At 34.6% G+C, this 20,697-nt stretch carries 9 protein-coding genes; 5 read left to right on the top strand and 4 right to left on the bottom strand.

Features of this window, described 5'->3' with window-relative positions; translation table 11 throughout:
- Window positions 1–16: 16 nt before the first annotated feature.
- The 4 genes from VPAR_RS02270 to VPAR_RS02255 all read right to left on the bottom strand — a co-directional run bounded on the left by VPAR_RS02270 (window position 17) and on the right by VPAR_RS02255 (window position 13,862).
- A complete protein-coding gene (locus VPAR_RS02270; protein WP_012864002.1) occupies window positions 17–7,483 on the bottom strand; it encodes a YadA-like family protein in 7,467 nt (2,488 codons plus the stop codon).
- 604 nt (window positions 7,484–8,087) lie between these two features.
- Entirely contained in the window at window positions 8,088–11,042 is a 2,955-nt protein-coding gene (locus VPAR_RS02265; RefSeq protein WP_012864001.1) for a type III restriction-modification system endonuclease, read from the bottom strand.
- Window position 11,043: 1 nt separating this feature from the next.
- Window positions 11,044–12,984 (bottom strand): site-specific DNA-methyltransferase, encoded by a 1,941-nt coding sequence (locus tag VPAR_RS02260; RefSeq protein WP_012864000.1) that lies wholly within the window; start codon window positions 12,982–12,984, stop codon window positions 11,044–11,046.
- A gap of 23 nt (window positions 12,985–13,007) precedes the next feature.
- Window positions 13,008–13,862 (bottom strand): helix-turn-helix domain-containing protein, encoded by an 855-nt coding sequence (locus VPAR_RS02255; RefSeq protein ID WP_231968147.1) that lies wholly within the window; start codon window positions 13,860–13,862, stop codon window positions 13,008–13,010.
- 181 nt (window positions 13,863–14,043) lie between these two features.
- Between VPAR_RS02255 and VPAR_RS02250 the strand changes: the two genes are divergently transcribed.
- The 5 genes from VPAR_RS02250 to VPAR_RS02230 all read left to right on the top strand — a co-directional run bounded on the left by VPAR_RS02250 (window position 14,044) and on the right by VPAR_RS02230 (window position 20,694).
- Window positions 14,044–14,223, top strand: a complete 180-nt coding sequence (locus VPAR_RS02250; protein ID WP_012863998.1) for a helix-turn-helix domain-containing protein — start codon at window positions 14,044–14,046, stop codon at window positions 14,221–14,223.
- 481 nt (window positions 14,224–14,704) lie between these two features.
- Complete coding sequence (locus VPAR_RS02245; RefSeq protein WP_012863997.1) at window positions 14,705–15,001, top strand: hypothetical protein; 297 nt, start codon at window positions 14,705–14,707, stop codon at window positions 14,999–15,001.
- Entirely contained in the window at window positions 14,964–16,922 is a 1,959-nt protein-coding gene (locus VPAR_RS02240; RefSeq protein ID WP_231968146.1) for a type IV secretory system conjugative DNA transfer family protein, read from the top strand. Before VPAR_RS02245 ends, VPAR_RS02240 begins: the two co-directional genes overlap by 38 nt.
- Before the next feature lie 6 nt (window positions 16,923–16,928).
- Window positions 16,929–19,514 carry a MobF family relaxase gene (gene mobF, locus VPAR_RS02235; protein ID WP_012863995.1) on the top strand — a complete coding sequence of 862 codons (2,586 nt, stop codon included), beginning with the start codon at window positions 16,929–16,931 and terminating at the stop codon, window positions 19,512–19,514.
- Window positions 19,483–20,694 (top strand): site-specific integrase, encoded by a 1,212-nt coding sequence (locus VPAR_RS02230; RefSeq protein ID WP_012863994.1) that lies wholly within the window; start codon window positions 19,483–19,485, stop codon window positions 20,692–20,694. The genes mobF and VPAR_RS02230 overlap by 32 nt, the downstream gene beginning before the upstream one ends.
- The last annotated feature ends 3 nt before the right edge of the window (window positions 20,695–20,697 follow it).

Raw genomic sequence — 20,697 nt, 5'->3', positions numbered from 1 at the left:
TTACTATATTTAGTTATTAACCTTTATTGGCTAGTAAACTATTAACCATAGCTTTCAACGATTCGATCTCAGCTTGTTGTTTATCCAATACTTCCTTCTGTCTACTATTCTCTTCTTTCAAAGAGGTCATTTCATCTTGCATCACATAAATAGAGCTGATTGGACCGCCTTTGTAGCGTTCTGGTACAGCTTGTTTAGCATCGCTGTTACCAAACTTGTGAGTATAGCCGGCATTGATCATATTATGACGTCCACCTACGGAAACACCCACGTTGAACATTGTATCTTCATTAGTATAATGAGCAAGACCTAATGCTGCTGCACTCTTACCACGGTAGTTACCATATCCAGCCATAACTTGAGTTGGTTCTAATGGATCATATTGAATTGGTTTCAACGCAGACATAGCCGCCGCATGAGCGCCTACTCGTTGTGTTTCGGATTCAACATTAGCAATTGCATTAGCAAGCTGAGCATTAGATTTTTTCAATTGACCAAGGTTAACCGCATCTGTATCTGCTGTACCAGCTGCGACACCCTTGATTTGATTGTTGCCATTATTCAAGCCTTCAGTAGTTAAAGACACTGTACCAGCATTTGGATTTTGCGGATTAGCAGGTGTGATAGTCACGCCAGAACCATTTACAACAGAAGTATTTCCTGCTGCATCTTTGCTCTTAATAGTGTCACCTTTCATAACAATAGATGCACCATTATCGTCCTTCACTTCCACACTAGATAAACCATTCAAATCTTTAGCTAATTGTACTTGCAACTTACCGTCTTTTGCATTAACACCGATATTGTTATCGGACAATTTCGCTGCATCAGCACCACCAACGATTTCAAGTTTTTCATTCAAGGTCTTATCGATAACTGTATTCCCATTATCACCAGTGAAATGCAAGCCATCGTTCATTGTGGCTACAGTTTCTTTTACAGGATTGCCTGCTGCGTCTTTCGTTTCATAAACGATACGATCTTTACCAGCACCAGTACCTGTCAATCCGTCAGCACCTTTAGCCGCTGTAATAGATGCATTTGCACCATCTTTACCGCGTACGCCCATAGTGCCGTCAGCACCGTTCAATACAACGCCCGGCTTATCATTTGCTACATCCCCTACGGACACACTTTCAAGGCCTGTCATATTTTTATTCAAGGAATACGTGAAAGTAGTACCTGTTTGATCAATAGTGAGGTTATCACCAGCACGGAATTCTACTTCCGTTTTATCGCCAACCTTAGTCGCTACATTATTGCCTGTTGCTTGACCTGTGCCTGTAGCACTGCTCTTAGCCATCCAGCCGAAGTCTGCCACCTTATCTTCTACGGCCATCACACGAGTATCTACCGCTTGGATTTGGTCTTCTGTCGCTGCTTGACCGCTCACAGGAGCCTGTCCACGAGTCCAGGTCTTATTGGATAAACCGTTTACAGTCCCTTTGTTATCCTTGTTAACCGTTACATCGCCCGCTTTAAGATCTTTACCTTCTACAGTACCTTCGGATGTAATATTACCTTTAGTCTTGATGCTGCCATCAGCTCCGTCAAGAACGATATTACCATTACCCAAGTCAACTTTATCAGCCAATTTGATATCGTAATTCGTATGACCATCGGCAGGATCTACAGTTTTTTCTAGCACCAAATTCGGAGTTTCTGTATCTTTCTTATTAACAGATACTGTCGTTTTAGATGCTGCAGCTGCTTTCTTCACATCACCAATGTTCGCCGCATTAGTATCAACATCACCGCCGCTCGCTACATTGGAGATGACTTTGCCACCATTGTTTAAGCCTTTATCGGTAAGAGATATTTCATTTGCACCTGGATTAATAGTCATGCCTTTAGGGCCGTATTGAGTTGTATTCGTACCATCTGTCACAGTCGTGCCTGCACCACTGATTGTAGATACTGCATTGCCGTTTTTGAATTGAGCACTAGTCAAGTCATTCAATTCTTTAGACAATTGCACGTGCAACTTACCGTTTTTCGCATTAACACCGATGTTGTTATCTGATAATTTCGTTGCATCAGCACCACCAACGATTTCGAGTTTTTCATTCAATGTCTTATCGATAACTGTATTTCCGTTATCACCAGCGAAATGCAAGCCGTCGTTCATTGTTGCTACGGTTTCTTTAACAGGATTGCCGTTAGCGTCTTTCGTTTCATAAACGATACGATCTTTACCAGCACCAGTACCTGTCAATCCGTCAGCACCTTTAGCCGCTGTAATAGATGCATTTGCACCATCTTTACCGCGTACGCCCATAGTGCCGTCAGCACCGTTCAATACAACGCCCGGCTTATCATTTGCTACATCGCCTACGGATACACTTTCAAGGCCTGTCATATTTTTATTCAAGGAATACGTGAAAGTAGTGCCTGTTTGATCAATAGTGAGGTTGTCACCGGCACGGAATTCTACTTCCGTTTTATCACCAACCTTAGTCGCTGCGTTATTGCCTGTTGCTTGACCTGTGCCTGTAGCACTGCTCTTCGCCATCCAGCCGAAGTCCGCTACTTTATCTTCTACGGCCATCACACGAGTATCTACCGCTTGAATTTGGTCTTCTGTCGCTGCTTGACCGCTCACAGGAGCCTGTCCACGAATCCAGGTCTTATTGGATAAACCGTTCACAGTACCTTTATTGTCCTTGTTAACCGTTACATCGCCCGCTTTAAGATCTTTGCCTTCTACAGTACCTTCCGATGTAATATTGCCTTTAGCCTTGATGCTACCATCAGTTCCTTCAAGAACAATATTACCATTACCTAAGTTAACTTTATTTGCCAACTTGATATCGTAATTCGTATGACCATCAGCAGGATCTACAGTTTCTTCTAGTACCAAATTCGGAGTTTCTGTATTTTTCTTATTAACAGATACTGTTGTTTTAGATGCCGCTGCCGCTTTCTTCACATCACCGATATTCGCCGCATTAGTATCAACATCACCACCGCTCGCTACATTGGAGATGACTTTACCACCATTGTTTAAGCCTTTATCGGTAAGAGATATTTCATTCGCACCTGGATTAATGGTCATACCTTTAGGACCGTATTGAGTTGTATTCGTACCGTCTGTCACAGTCGTGCCTGCACCACTGATTGTGGACACTGCATTACCATTTTTGAATTGAGCGCTAGTCAAGTCATTCAATTCTTTAGACAATTGTACGTGCAACTTACCGTCCTTTGCATTAACACCAATATTGTTATCGGACAGTTTCGCTGCATCAGCACCGCCAACAACTTCTAGCTTCTGATTCAATGTCTTATTAATAACTTTAGGATTATTATCGCCACCAAATTGCAAACCGTCTTTTAATGTTGCTACCTGTTCTTCAGTACCAGCTGCATTAGTATAAACAATGCGATCCGCTTGGTCTGTTTCACCTACATGAGCATCACCTTTTCCAGTCTTAATAGTTGCCTTTGCACCATCCGGATTTGTAAGACCTAAACTAGTCATATCAGAGATCTCTTTATTTAAGGAGAATGTAATATCTCTACCAGTTTGATTTACATTTAGGTTATTACCTGCTTTAAAAGTCACTGTATCAGAACCTGTTACAGTACTTGTGGAGTCACCAGAATGAGTTCCGCCATCAGCAGCAGTAGCGACATTCCATGTTGCCAAAGTCTTAACCTTTTGTTCGCCTTCCGGTGTAAGATTATCTAACTTATTTGTTGCAGCATTATTGATTTTAGCCTTTGTATCATCATTGATATCAACAGTTACAACCCCATCTGCAGCAGTTGTAGCAGTCGTCATAGTACCGTTTTTAAAGTTCAAACCTTTCTTTAATGTAACGGTCTTATCTGCACCATCATTATCCTTATAAGTTAGGATAGTAGATTCTGCTACCTTAGTTGGATCGATACCAATTTTGTAAGTTGCTGTATCTTTGTCCGCACTAAGCTCCGGTGTCACAGTAATCGGACCATTAGGATCCGCTGCTGCCATTGTAACTGCTTTAACAGCCTCTTGTTTAACTGCTTTTTCTGTCACGGTTACTGTTACATCATCACCAGCTGCAGAAGTCGTTACAAGGCCTGCACCTTTTACATTAAACTTAACATCACCTGTACTTAAGGATTTTTCTGTTGTATTACCTGTATCGCCACCTAAGGAAATCTTACGAGCCAAGGCTGCCGTATTAGTTGCAATGTTCTGCGTATTGATTGCAATATTACCTTTATTTGTGGCAATTTCTGTAGCATTTTTCGTGATATTGTCCGCATTCTTTGCAATATTATCCTTGTTCTTATCGATATTAGCCTTATTCGTAGCAATATCATCTTTATTTGTTGCTACTTGTGTATCAACGGCTTTCAATTGATCTTCTGTTGCCGCACGGCCACTAACAGGAGTTGTAGTACCAGGTGTCCAGGACGTATTAGTAAGACCTTCTACCGCAGGTGCTGTCACTTTCGAACCAGCTGTTACACTGTTAAACGTCACGTCATCTTTTGTTGCAACGGTGAAAGTTTTGCCATTTTGCGTAATAGCGATATTGGAGCCATCATTAAATGTAACGGTATCGCCACCTGTTACTGTTTCAGCATTACTGTTATTAGCCTTCACCTTCCATGCGGACAAGCTCTTAACCTTTTGTTCACCATCTGGAGTAAGGTTGTCTAACTTATTCGTTGCAGCGTTATTGATTTTAGTCTTTGTATCATCATTGATATCAACCGTTACTACTCCATCTGCAGCAGTTGTAGCAGTCGTCATAGTACCGTTTTTAAAGTTCAAACCTTTCTTTAATGTAACGGTCTTATCTGCACCATCATTATCCTTATAAGTCAAGTTAGTAGTCTCTGCTACTTTAGTTGGATCGATACCAATTTTGTAAGTTGCTGTATCTTTGTCCGCACTAAGCTCCGGTGTCACAGTAATCGGACCATTAGGATCCGCTGCTGCCATTGTAACTGCTTTAACAGCCTCTTGTTTAACTGCTTTTTCTGTCACAGTTACGGTTACATCATCACCAGCTGCAGAAGTCGTTACAAGACCCGCACCTTTTACATTAAACTTCACATCACCTGTACTTAAGGATTTCTCTGTTGTACTACCAGTATTACCTCCTAAAGAGATCTTACGAGCCAAGGCTGCCGTATTGGTTGCAATGTTCTGCGTATTGGTTGTAATATTGCCTTTATTTGTAGCAATTTCTGTAGCATTTTTCGTGATGTTGTCCGCATTCTTTGCGATATTATCTTTATTCTTATCGATATTAGCCTTATTCGTAGCAATATCATCTTTATTTGTTACTACTTGTGTATCAACGGCTTTCAATTGATCTTCTGTTGCCGCACGACCACTAACAGGAGTAGTAGTACCAGGTGTCCAGGACGTATTAGTAAGCCCTTCTACCGCAGGTGTTGTCACCTTTGTCGTAGCTGTTACAGTATTAAAGTTTACATCATTTTTAGTCGCTACAGTAAATGTCTTGCCATTTTGAGTAATAGCGATATTAGAGCCATCATTAAATGTAACGGTATCTCCACCTGTTACTGTTTCAGCATTACTGTTATTAGCCTTTACATTCCATGCGGACAAGCTCTTAACCTTTTGTTCACCATCTGATGTAAGATTATCTAGCTTATTTGTTGCGGCATTATTAATTTTAGCCTTTGTATCATCATTGATATCAACCGTTACTACTCCATCTGCAGCAGTTGTAGCAGTCGTCATAGTACCGTTTTTAAAGTTCAAACCTTTCTTTAATGTAACGGTCTTATCTGCACCATCATTATCCTTATAAGTCAACTTAGTAGTCTCAGCTACTTTAGTTGGATCAATACCAACTTTGTAAGTTGCTGTATCTTTGTCCGCACTAAGCTCAGGTGTCACAGTAATCGGACCATTAGGATCTGCTGCTGCCATTGTAACCGCTTTAACAGCTTCTTGTTTAACTGCTTTTTCAGACACAGTTACGGTTACATCTTTACCAGATGCAGTAGTTTTAGCAAGACCAGCACCTTTAATATTTAAAGTACTATTAGCAAGATTAACATCACCTGTTCCACTGTCTCCAGCTACTTTTAAGTTCACACTCTTTAACTGTGCCACATTTACAGCATCTGTATCAGCTGTACCAGCAGCCACACCTGTGATTTGACGTGTATTCGTCTCATTACCTACAGCAAAGGCACCTAAAGTAGATGTCAATGCTTTACCGGATAAAGCACCATATTTATCGGTTCTAGAGTCGTTTACATTATAGCCTGCTACACCGCTAGCTGTGCTCGCTTTAGACTGTGAACCTACAGCTACACCATTCGCTACAGTAACAGTTGCACCAGTACCTAAAGCAGTCCCTTTAGTAGCAGCAGTTGTTGTAGAAGCATCCGGACCTATAGCCATAGAATCAGTCGCTTCTGCACCTTTATTAGATTTATTCCCAGCCAAATCAGATTTAATAGAAATATATTTAGATAAAGTCTTCTCAGCTATTGCATATAACTGAGAGCCATTCACTGCATCTGTAGAAGTTGCACTGACAATACCAGGAGCTACATTTTTAAGCTGACGTTCATAACCAGGAGCACCAAAGGATACAACGTCACCAGGCAACACATTTTCACCACCGGCCCAGTTAACCGTATCTCCATTACTCATAGTATAGCTTGTTTGTGCTACACCCGCTGCATCAGTATTAGCACCACCACCGATTGCAATGGAGTTATCCCGATTAGCTTTTGCACCGGCACCAATAGCGATAGCGTTAACTACATTACCAGCCTTACCATCTAGGCGAGTAGCGGAATCCGCCCCCATGCCGAGAGAAAGGCCCAAGTCACCAGCTTTAGTTTTCATCCCAATGGCAGTCCCTGCATGACTAGCTGTAGCGGTGATATATTGAGGCAATTGGATATTCGCCAAATCAATAGATGCCTGTCTCAATGTACCAGTTTTCGCTTGTCCAGTGTTAATATCTGTATAAGTTACAGTTCTAGCGAATGCAACCTCTACGTCATCACCACCTACTACAATAGAAGAATCCCCACTAGCTACAGTATTACCACCGATAGCAATAGATTGAGAACCAGTCGCTTTAGCACCACTATCATCAGACGCACCCCCAATAGCAATTGCCTGATCTTCTGTTGCTCGAGAATGTCCACCGATAGAAACACTATTATTACCACTAGCAATAATCCCAGAGCCAATACCAATTGCCCTATACCCATCAACTGAAGAAGTTCTAAATTGACTGCTTGTCCCTATAACTATACTAGACATATTACTTGTAGTTGCATACTGACCGATTTTAATAGAGCCTTTGTCTGTTAGCTCCGACGGTAAAGTCGCCCCCATAACATGAGCTGCACCACCAGTTACCGCCAACACAGCAAAAACACTAGTCAATACAGCTTTTTTAGCACTATAGTTATTAGCTATCTCAGACACAACTACATAACACTCTTTGCTTTTGCTCCAAATCACCTTGAAAATCTTATTCATGAAACACTCCTATTACAAGAACTATAACCTAAATATCTATTTATAAAACCTCATACTTACATATGAAAGCTTATAATTAACCATAATATTTATAATTATATAAAATCATCAATATAACAATCAAGATAAATTCATTTTTCATTCATGCTTTATCATCATACAAAAATCCAGTTTTTATAGTATTATTTTAATTCTTTTTTAGACTTATACCATCTTATAAGTACATTTTTTTACTCATTCATATATTAGTTTATGAAATTTTATTCATTTTTAATACAGGTTTATCTTTTTACAGTTTTTTTATGTGTAACTATGCTAAAAACGCAAACAAAAACGGATAGCTCATTATGAACTATCCGCTTATTTCTTTGGTGATCCAGGAGGGATTCGAACCCCCGACCCACGGCTTAGAAGAAAGAAAAAATAATTTCTATACAACATTTTAAGTAAATATAATATATATACATTATATTTACTACACAATCAGTATATTTAATCTTTATATTCTATCTATTATATATTTTATTGCAACTAAAAATGCATTTTTCTCTTTCCACTACATAAAATAACTATTCAAACTATTATAGATACTGATTTAATATTACTAATTTTCCTGTAGCCCTTTTATCATTGGCACAATATCATTATTTTTTAATTGCGCTTTAAAAACAACATTAACACCTGATTCTTTTAAAGCATCAAAAAACTTTTTAGCAGATTCAATTTTAAGCCCCTCTGTGCCCCTTAAAGTAGTGGTGCGATCAATATCTTTGGTTTCTACTATAAGATTTACTTCATAACCAGAATCTTTTTTTATTACATACATAAAGTCAGGACTTGTAGTACCACCAAAATAAAGCGGAACTTGAATACTTTTTCTCGGTATCTTCCCAAATACAACCACTTCATCGATATCACTTTTTTGAATATTTTCTTTCTCTTTAGGACTATCAAATACAACTTGATCATACAAAAAATTATCAGGTACCTTCATTTGATTATCACGGATAATCCCAACAACGCCTTGTGCTATTTCATTCTTAACCTCACCATTATAATTTGTTAAAGCTGTCTCTCGTTTTTCTATTCCTAAAGGTTTATAAGAAAATCTTTTCAAGAAGGCTTTTTCAAACCATTCTTGAAATAGTTCGATAAACTTTGATAATGTTCTCTTGTTAAAGAATGTATCATCTAAAGGATTAGTCTTATTATATAAGCACAAAGCTTTATGCATGGATATAATAGGTACGCCTGTATTCTGATGAACTTGCTTTAAAAATTCTCCATATTTAATGCTCTGGTCAAGAACTTGAGATTTAGTAGGTTCATCACGAACATATGCCTGCATTTTATCAAATACAAGACTTTTTCTAACCGTATAAGCATAAACAGATTCTTTAATTCCACTTTTAAGAATAGACAATATAGCTTTATCCAAATATTCATCTGAAATATCATCTAAGACTAAATAATATTTTTTGTTTAAACTTTTCCAAAGATTTTTAATTTCATCAAATTTATTAGAGCGAATTCCAACATGACCTTTATTATCTTTATTTTTATTTCTAACTTTTCCTTGAATTAAACCTATATTAAATTCCGGATACTCCTCTAAGAATTTTTCTGCTTTTTCTTCAAAAATCTCACCATTACAATTAATATAGCATTTAGATAATAATTCAGCCATTAGTACATTGGGAGTTATCCCCTTATCAGCAGCGACTTTAGGTAATAGCTCCATAATTGAAATGGATTTTTGAAAAGAGTCACTATTAATCTCCGTAACTAAAGATTCTGCAAATCCCTTTTCAGAATAATCACAAAGATACGTTAAATAAAACTGTTCCTCAGACAAACGATTGCCATATTCATCTACCGGCAAGCGTAATCCACGACCAACTTCTTGTAGTTTACTAATTTCCGAACCACTAGAACGCAATTTACAGATTTGGAAAACATTAGGATTATCCCAACCTTCTCTAAGTGTCCATTTAGAGAAAATAAATCTCCGCGTATTCCACCGACCATACTCATCTTTAAAACTTAATAATGATTGCTTGTCTTTTAAAATTTGTTCAATTTCTTTTTGTATATCAATATCACTAGTAGAATTGTCCTCTGCAAAATAACCACCATTAGTTTGTGCAATATCAAGCAATGATGTTTTTAAAAAATCACAATATTCTATTTCTATCGGATTAGTAGACTCTACATATCTTTTATACTCTCGCTCTAATGAATCTTCTAATAACGCTTGAAACTTACAACGTAACGGGCCTATACCATCATCCCCACGATAGGATTCAATTGAATCAATAAAGAATAGTGATAAGGTCTTGATTTTCGTTTCTCTAAAAAAATTATTTCTCTCCTGTTCAATATGATTTTGAATCGCTTGTTTTAGCATTAATTCCTGGTATGTATTACTGTATACACCAGCATATATTTGATCCCCTTTAGCTAGAATTTGACCATTTGATAATGTAATTCCATTTTTTATAGTTTCTTCCTCTGTTTTACCAATTGATTGAATTATTACACCATGAAAGTCATCACTAACAGTTGACAAAGAATCATTTAAAGCTAATGTATAACTTTTACCACTTTTTTCATTTCGAATCACACAAGACTTAGGATTAGTATGTTTAATATCTAAAACCTTAACTCTAGTTTCATTTAAAGATTCCTGCTCAATTAATTGAGTTTCAACACCTTTAACAAGATTACTATTGAATGCTTCACAAGCACCAAGATTAAAAAGCAAATTATTATAATCTCTTTCTTGTTGTCCCCTTTTTTTGGGAAAAGTTGCACCAAAGCGGATTATACATAACGGGTCAATTCGCTCTATCAGCCTCTTATAAGCTGTATTTTCACGCTTGAATTTATGGGGTTCATCTATAATCACAATAGGTCTAGTAGCTTTTAATGTATCATAAGGTTTTGAATAATGACCTAATAAAGTTTGATCATAATCTGTATCCATTGTTGTTTTAGATATAAGCATTCCACTAGTCATTAATAACGCACTGATTTTATTTTTCTCAAGAACAGTAGATCTAGCAAAATTTGCCACTGCTTGAGGAAACATTTTACGGCCTTTATTTGACTTCTGTACATTTAATACTGATAACTCTATCCTTCTACCTGGATATAAATCTGAAAAATGCTGCATAGCATAATTAGACTGAATAAAATTGAGTGTTCCTTCTTTAATAGGAGTCGTTGGAACTAAAATAATAAACTTGAAAAAACCATATAGCTTATTAAGTTCATACATAAGTCTTGTATAACAATAAGTCTTACCTGTTCCTGTCTCCATTTTAATATCCACACCAAATTCATTTGCAATACTAGTTCTAGACTCAACCGGTATAACAGACTCATATAAGCCTGATTGAATTTTATCTATATTATTTTTAAGTGTTATATCCTCTTTACTAAAAATAGGATTTGCAGAAGGCTCATCCGTCTCTACCATATTCACTGAATCAAAAACACTAGCAATACTTTTAACACACTTTGTTTGATGAGGTAAAACAGCTAATTTAATTTCCATTTTAATACCTCTCTATCAATTCAACATGCTTATTATTTTGTAAATTAGAAATATTTCTTCTTAATTCGTGAAGAACACTAAATTCAATTGAATAACTATATAAGACTAATCTATTTATATTTAATGTTCTATTTTCTAGTTGCTTAATTAACTCGAACACATCTTCTGATGCTAATCCGTTCTCTATAATATATAGACTATCTTCAATCTTATCAGCAACATAGTTTTTTAATTGATATGGTGCTATCGAACTAGTAAAACCATAACCATCCATAATTTTATACGTCATCAATATAGCATTTTTTCCTTGTGAACAGTCCGTATCAAATAATTTCACCATATCCTCAAGAATTAAACTATCTGCATCAAACATATCAAGCTTATCTAGAATGTTATTACTTAATGGTTTAATTTCATAAATCTTAAATCCTTTATCAATATCTACCCCATATTCTTGATTTATTTTTTTAGCCGCACGAGATATTCGCTCCCTACCAATTTCATCAATAGTTCTATAACCGGCTCCATAGGCAAGCTCTTTTTCATTTATTGATTCTGGCAACTGGACCAAAATATATTTACGATTTCCTAAATCTGATGCATTTAACTGCATAATAGCTTCTGCTGTTGTAGCCGAACCACTAAAGAAATCTAAAACAATATCATCTTCTGACATACCTATAATTAAGCATTGTTTAATTAATTCTGGAGATTTTGGATGATCAAAATAGCTTTCTTCAAATAACTCATTAAAAGAACGAGTGCCATCTTCAGTTCTATATCCTACACCATTCCATAACGACTTTGCTTTTGTTGTTGCTTTTCTAGATTTTTCATAAATATTATATCCACCATTCTTTTTTTTACGAGCTACTAAATTAGACAGATCAAAGCTGGTAGAATTAATATTTTCTAAACTTTTATTCTTTCCCCAGCGCCAACAACTATCCTCTCCTTTTGAATTTTTGGGATATACCTCAATAAAAAATTCATCATTCGCCTCAAGGCTAATTAAACATGTATTATCCTCCTGTATACTATTAGGATTAATAAAAAATGGATAATATAAATTAGGCCGATTACGTTTAGTAAACTTAGGATTACGATTTCTTAATTCTCTTAGTTCATAACCGCCCTTAGAATCAAATCTTTTAAACTCTACCTTTTTCTCTAATTCATTTAATTCAGTTTCTATAGTTTTAGTGTAAATCAAAAGATGCTCATTTGTTATAGCAATATTCTTATAATCTCGTCCTCCAGGGTTTGCTACAACAGCAACATCAGCCTGGAAGTTTTCTTCACCAAATATTTCATCACAAATTTGCTTTAAATTAGCATACTCATTATCATCAATAGAAATAAATATAACACCATCCTCTCTCAAAAGTAGTCTTGCCAAAACTAAACGAGGGTACATAAATGTTAGCCAAGCAGAATGCGAGGACTTACCATTTAAATCAAGAATGCGTTCGGCCTCCTGTCTATCGATTCCAATACGATCCACTAAATCATCTGCAGTAAAGGTAAAAGAATCATTATAGATAAAATCTTCTCCTGTATTATATGGCGGATCAATATAAATACATTTAATTTTTCCAATATACGAACCAAGCAAATGTCTTAATGCTTCAAGGTTATCGCCGATTATATAAACATTCTCACTATTTTTATTTTTATCTAATCTATTATGTTCAACATGAGGTGCAAGAAAGGTTTCTGTTTTTGCTCCACTTAGATATCTAGCATAAGCCTTTCCTAAAAAATTTAATTCATATCCTTCTTTATTGAAAGTAATATCTTGTTTCTTTAATTGTTGCTTAAATTGCTCTAATAGGAATTCTCCAGAATCATTAAAAAAATACGGAAAATTTATTTTTAAAAGCTCGACGTCTAAACTATTCGGTGTTATAAATTTATTTGCCTCAATATTATCTCTAATCATAATATTCTCCTTTATTACCATTACTACTTGAAACTTCTTTTAATACGCCTTAAACGTCTCATCAACAAATCTCTTCGCTCCTCCTCACTCATGGCAAGCCACCTAGTCATATGAGGCATGGCTCCACTTGTTGACATATAATTTAAACGAACTTTTTCATTAGATATTGGTTTCGATAAAGTAGCTAAATACTGTGGCTCGTTAAGTGGTAAGCTACCTATAGGTGGTTTAATACTAGCCTCATTCCAAATCAATAAGTTTGCAAGATATTGAGAGTCTACTGACATTGGACCAGCGTAATCATTCATAAATGGAAATCCAAGTGCTTTTTCCATCTCAAATAAAAACTCTCTAACATTCAACTCATCTGTTAGGAAAAGGGCTTCATATAAGCGTTGGTTACTATCCGCTTTTAAAAATTTAAAGCACAAAAATTGATTTAAAGCTGTTTCATCTTTAGGTAACTCCATGTTCCATACAGTTAACCCAAAGATATATTCTAAAATTCCTTCAAGTTTCTCTTTCTCTTGATCCTTATTATATATATAAAAACTATAATTAATCTTTCCTATAGGACGGAAATATACAAAATCTTTTTCTAAAAAAGGAATTGCCGTTCTTCCCAAGAGAAAATCTACAGTTACATTAAAATAATCAGCAATGGCAGATATAATTTCAAATGAAGGCATAGAAAGCCCTTTTGCATATTTTGTAATTGCAACAGCCGATACCCCAAGTTCTTTAGCAAGTTGTTTTTTTTGTAAACCAAACTCTCGAATTAATATTTCCAATCTATTAGAAAATTCACTCTTAATAGACATATCTGTAATATGAACATTCATCAAAGAGTCAAAAAATCCCATAAAATACCCTTTCATTTATTTTCTATTGTTTTTTTATTTCATATATAATATAATTAACTCACAAGAAATTTCTTTTTAGTTAATTTATTAACCAAAAAGAAATATATTTACCATTTAAAAGAACTTTAAGTGGTTAAATTTCCTATTATTTAATTATATCTAATTATCTATTTTTACACAACGAGAGGTGAGCAGAATGAAACTCTACACTGTACGCGAAGCTGCTGAGGAATACTTTGCAAAAAATGTAAGTATGAGTCACATTTACAATCTAATTAAAACTAAAAACTTAAATTGCATTCATATAGGTCATAAAATACTAATCCCAGAAAATGCTTTAGATGACTATTGTAAAGCTAATTTTAATATTCAATAAGGATATCCCATTATATGCAAACAAATCCAAATTATTCTCAACAAAAACGTAAATATTTTCCTATCGAACTTCCTAATGGCAAAATTAAATATGTTCGAGATTGAACAAGCTTTAGAAAAAAGCACAAATTAAATACCACTTTAAATCTATGCAGCGAGAGGCGCTAGAGGCTAAAATACAAGTCTTTAGTGTCTTTTTTTTACAAATATAATGAATTAATTTCTAAATTAATGTAAAAAACTAGGTATATAGGAATAGACCTATAGATAAGTTACTTACTAACGGCTTATCTATAGGGACTATTCATTTAAATTAACCTCTAATATTCCTAGATTAAATATAACAATATACCTATTAATAACACAGAAAAAATCTACCACTATTTACAATATATACCTCCGCATGCAGTGCGTATGGTGTATGAAGTAGATTAGGCACTATCTACTCTACTAATCCACCCTAAAATACAAAGGAGACCTTTATGGCAAATACAGACCTAAATGAATCTATAAAAATCTATTGCACATCACAATTAAAACGACAAATTAAAAATATTGCAGCCTTAGAGAATAAAAGTATATCAAGTTATATCACAAGTCTAATTGACCAACATTTTCAACAAAATACTTGTATAGATTCAAACTTTTATAACTCTTTAAATCAAAATCTAGATCGACTTGAAGTTTTAACATTAAGCCTTTTTAAAGGGCTATATGAATTATATAGTGCAGAAGATAAATTTGAAGAAATCTGCTCTACAATTTACAGAAAGGACTAGCACCATGACGAATATTAACAACAATATTGCTTTTAAAGAACTCAAAAGAGGAAAAATTACGTTAGCTATCTGGAAAAAATATCTAAGAAATATATTAATTGGCGTATTACTCCTTCAAACGCTTGCATCAGGAGGACTATTTTATAGCTTTCTTTATCAATCAGAAAATATCATATCCACTCAAAATATATATGTAACAAAAGAAGTAGTATTAAATTATATTAACCCTATAAAGCCAGATACTTATAAAACGCAAATCGGTCAATTTATTGCAAGTCATACATTTGACTTTGAGGTAAATCCTAACAATAAAATCCCATTCAAAAATTATAAAGATGTAATCGACCATTTAACCAATAATCAACTTTATACCTTGAAGGAAAATTACAAAAAATACTGGTTGATAACACTTTTATTAAGTTTAGGGATATCTCTATATTGGAATTATAGTCAATATCTAAAAGATACATCTATATCAAAAAAAGCACTCCATAAGCGTGGTATGCAATTATTATCTCAAAAGCAAATTAGTTTATATACCAAAAACAAACCTCATGTTTTATCCATTGGAAATATAAATATCCCCACTGATACCGAATGTAAACATATTCTTGTCTTTGGTGCTAGTGGCTCTGGTAAATCTGTATTGCTCAGTCAGTTTCTTAATCAAATTAATACATATAGCCAAAAATATAATGATAAGCGCCATTATATTATTACAGATGTAAAACCTGAGTTCGTAGGAAAATTTGCAGAACCCGATGACTACATTTTTTGCCCTTTTGATAAACGTAGTATTAGTTGGTCAATATTTAATGATATTGATGATATTTCAGATTATGATACCTTCGCCTCTATCCTATTTGAACAGGAAGGTGCAAAAGATCCATTCTGGGGATTAGCTGCGGGTGCTATATTTGCAGATGGCTTAAAGTATCTTGATTTACAGGGGCGTAAAACGAACCGTGACATTCTAGAATTTTTTAAACAGTCTACAGAATATCTAACAGAAGCTATTAACTCCCTACCACCAACACTAATAACATCTAAGCAGTACTTAAACGCTCCAGATAATACCTTTACCTCTATACTAGCAACTCTTGCAAGCGGTCTAAAGCCTTTCATGCACTTAAAAGATTCAACCGATAATAATACTCCATTTTCTTTTAAACAATACATTAGAGAAGAGTATCAACGAACAGATGGAACTATACCAAACTTATATTTATTAGTTCCTGCTAATCGCCAACGAATCATGGCTCCATTATTATCACTAGTCATGGATATCATGATTAACGAAGCACTTACTTTACCTGAAAGCCAAAATTGTAGACTTTATTTTATTATTGATGAAATTGGTAGCGTTAACAAGATTCAATTACTCCCTGATTTAATCACAAAAGGTAGAAGTTATGGCATCAGTATTCTTGCTTTAACACAAGATCCTGGTTTATTAAGAGAAAAATATGGACCGCAAGTAATGCAATCATTCTTAAATAACTTTGGCACGCAAATAGTATTACGGATTAACGATGCAACTACTGCAAAAGAGCTGGCGGATAACTTTGGTGTAGAGGAAATTATTGAATACAAAGAATCAATTCAACTACCTCAAAACGGTAGTCCTATCCCCTCAATTAGCCAAGATACAACAACTAAATCACTTATTCTTCCAAGTCAATTACAGTCGCTACCACCATTTAAAGGATACGGAAAGATATTAGGTTTTAATCCTTTTAATTTAGTAATTCCTCAATTGTTCTTCAGTGAAAATCCCAATATAAAACACTTTGACCCTATTGATAGAAAAACAGTAAATTCATTTAAGCCAAATATACAGCCCCATAGAATAAAGTTTAATGAATATAAAGAACATCGTTATGGAGAAGATTTAATTAACAAGTATAAAAGAGGAGAATAATCTACTATGGTCACAACCTCCAATGTGTCCACCATTCAAGCAGGACAATACTATAATAAAGATGATTATTATAGTCGTACAATTACACAAGAGGACTTTTGGTTTGGTAATGGATTGTTATCCTCTATAGGAGATGATATTCCGAATCCATATAAAAGTACTATAACACCTTTATCGCAAGATAATTACGAACAAAAAGTAAATACATTAAAAGACGAATTGACTCCCGATGCAAAAAAATTGGCAATAGATCTAACCTTCTCTCCACCAAAATCTATCTCAATTGCAATGTTAAATCCTGCATTAAAATATGATCTTCTAGATGCACATAATCAAGCGGTTAAAAATGTCTTAACTTTCGTTGAATCTAATTATGTAGTATGGCGCAAGCATACAAATAAAGATAATCGAACAGAAAATATAAAAACTAAAAATGCTTTATTTGCGTGTTTGCAACATAGGGTATCTAGAGAACAAGATCCACAATTACATACCCATTGCTTACTTTTTAGAAAGACAATGATAAATAGCAAAATTATGACGATTGAGGACCGATTTATTCACTCAAACCAATACCTATTCTCTTTAATGTATGACAATGAATTATCTAAAGCTTTACAAGAAAAAAGGATTCCCCTACGGGAATCCTTGAGCAAAGATCAGAAAAATATACATTTTGAAATTGAAGGTATAAATGATACTCTAATCGATTATTTTTCAAAAAGAAAACATCAAATTCAGGATTATCAAGCCAATCAAGGCTTTTCTGATACATGGGATGGCGCACACGCTGCAGGTCTGGCCTCTCGTCGGCCAAAACCACCAGAAGATCTTGCAACTTTAGAGAAGGAATGGCGCAAAACTATTGATAATTTAGGCGGTTTTGTAATAAATAAATCTACACATAATAAGGATACATCAAGGCCCTTAAAACTCAATGATATATTAAAAAAGTCCATTGACAATCTACAAGAAAAGTCCTATGCATTTTCTAAGTCAGACTTAATGATTGAAGTATATAAACAAGGTATAATGCTTGGCGTAACTGTATCAGAATTTGAAAATATATTTGAACACCACTTACAAAGTACTTTAATACAAGTTGGCTTTCGTCAACTAAATAATGAGATATATTTTACAACTCCTAAAAACTTGGCTCGTGCCAAGTATATTGATTCACTCCTTTTAGGCCCCAAAATTGAAAATTATAGCACCTTAGACCAAAATGATGCTAATACAAAAATTGATATTCTTTCCAATAATCTCAAACTATCTCAAGGTTGGGAGCTTTCAAAAGGGCAAAAAGAAGCTATTAATTTAATGTTATCATCTTCTAACAAATATATTGCAGTAGAAGGTATAGCAGGTTCTGGTAAAACAACTATGCTTGAACAAGCTAAATTACTGTACGAATCTCAAGGAGTTAATGTAATAGGTATGGCATTTACAGGAAAAGCAACAGAGGCCCTGGAGTCAGAAGCTGCAATTTCGTCTCAAACTATTCATAAATATCTAAATCACCTTTCACCCACTACGCCTCATAACTTCTGGGATTTTTCATCTGTAAAAAAAGCAGAAACACCAGAAGTCTGGATAGTAGACGAAAGCTCCATGTTAACAGATCACCTACTAAGTAATATTCTAGAAGCCTCTGAAAGAAGAAATGCTAAAGTAGTCTTTCTTGGTGACCCAAACCAATTACTTCCAATTGGTACAGGTAATGCATTTGCTAGAATGACTAGAAAAGATAATGAACAAGTACCTACTGTTCGTATGAGGGAAATCAATAGGCAAGAAGAAGGTTCTAATCTTAGGAAAACAGTAGAAGCTTTATCTGGCAAATTTGAAAATATAGAAAAACAATCTCCACTATCTTATATAGATAACAGTATTAAAGAAATTCCACAACGACAATATCGCTTGAATTCTGTAATTCACGAATACTGTAATTATACACTTGAGCAACAAGATAAAAGTGCTATTTTAGTAGCTCGCAACAATGATCGTAACGAACTCAATTCTGAAATCCATAAAAGACTAATAGAAAAAGGTACTCTAAAAAATGAAAATTTACTAACTAGCGTCAATCAGTATGGTATAGAAAGTTCTAATCCTTATGCTATTGGCGAAAAAGTCATTTTTACTAAAAATGACTACAAACTCAAAGATACTACTGGGGAAACAGTAGGAATAAAAAATGGACAACTTGGCAAAATCATAAACATCAACGGACCTAAAGTTACCGTACAAACCAACACAAATCAAAATGTAATATTTGATACAAGAGAATACAAACATTTTGATTATGGTTATGCAATGACTACTTTCAAAGCACAAGGTATTACTGTTGATAACGCTCTTATTGTACATGATAGTACACAAAAGAACTCCAACACTCGTAATAAAATTTATGTAGATGTAAGTCGTGCTAAAAAAAGCGTAAAAATCTTTACCGATGATAAGGAAGCTCTAATCAAACAAGCTAAACGCTTCCAACAAAAGATTACTTCATCAACTTTCACGCCATACATTGCTAAAGGCAAAGAAAGGAAACCTATACATGTCTCAAAAGAAAAATCTAAGGAGATCTAATGGAGAAGGCACATTTTATCAAAGCCAAGGAAAATGGCGAGGCCAATTTAGTATTACCAAGGATAATCAGTTAATTCGCCGTGCCTTCTCTGGAAACTCAAAATTAGAAGTATATAAATTAGGAAAACAATGGATAGAGGCTACACAACAAAATACTTCTATTTTCTCATCTAAAAATACAAAACTAAAGGACATCTGTAACTACTGGCTACAAGATGTAAAGAAAGTTAGTGTAAAGCCTAAAACATTTCAGAAATATGACTCTACACTGAGGCTATATATTCTTCCTCTCTTAGGTGAAATAAAAATAGCTTCAATTACACCGCAACAAGTACAAACAGTCCTGAATAATTGGAGTAATGGAACATTAAAAGGTAAAAAAGGACATATCATATCTTCTAGTACTATACGTTGTACTAGACGTTATCTTTCAGAACTATTTGAATATGCAGTAAATATCGGTTTATTACTAAAAAATCCTATTAAATTAACTAAAGCACCTAGATTAATAACTACAGAAATTCATACCTTATCACTCGATGAGATTCATCAGCTTACAAGCACAATGAAACAACAAGTTAGTAATAATATATCCTCGCCTTATAGGATTAATTATTACTCATCCTATATCGCAACAAAAATTGCCTTAGGCACAGGAATGCGGCTAGGTGAAGTATTTGGACTATGCTGGGACTGTGTAGATTTAATACATGGACATATATCAGTACGACGAACAATACAAACAGGTACTAAAGGGCAAATATTTCAAGATACAAAGACAAAAACTTCTCGTCGTTGTATCCCTATCAGCCAAGAATTACAAAGTGAATTGACTACTTATAAAGAATTCCAATCCAATTATGCCAAAGAATTAGGAGATAAATGGACTGATTCCTATGGAGTTGTTATCTCAGGTACCTTTGGAAAAATTCTATCAACAAGCAATTTTAAATCTAGATATTTTATACCAATATTAAAACAACTAAACTTAGACCATATAACATTTCATGATCTCCGTCATACCCATGCTACACTTCTACTATCTCAGAAAATAAATCCTAAAATAGTGCAAGAAAGACTAGGCCATTCTACAATTACATTAACCTTAGATACATATTCGCACCTAGTACCTGATATCCAGAAAGAAGCAGTTAAAGCATTAGATAATTTAGGCATATAACCC

The sequence above is a fragment of the Veillonella parvula DSM 2008 genome (assembly GCF_000024945.1).
Classification (GTDB): domain Bacteria; phylum Bacillota; class Negativicutes; order Veillonellales; family Veillonellaceae; genus Veillonella; species Veillonella parvula.
Note: the sequence above shows the minus strand (reverse complement) of the source record. Positions and strands in the feature narration are given on the sequence as shown.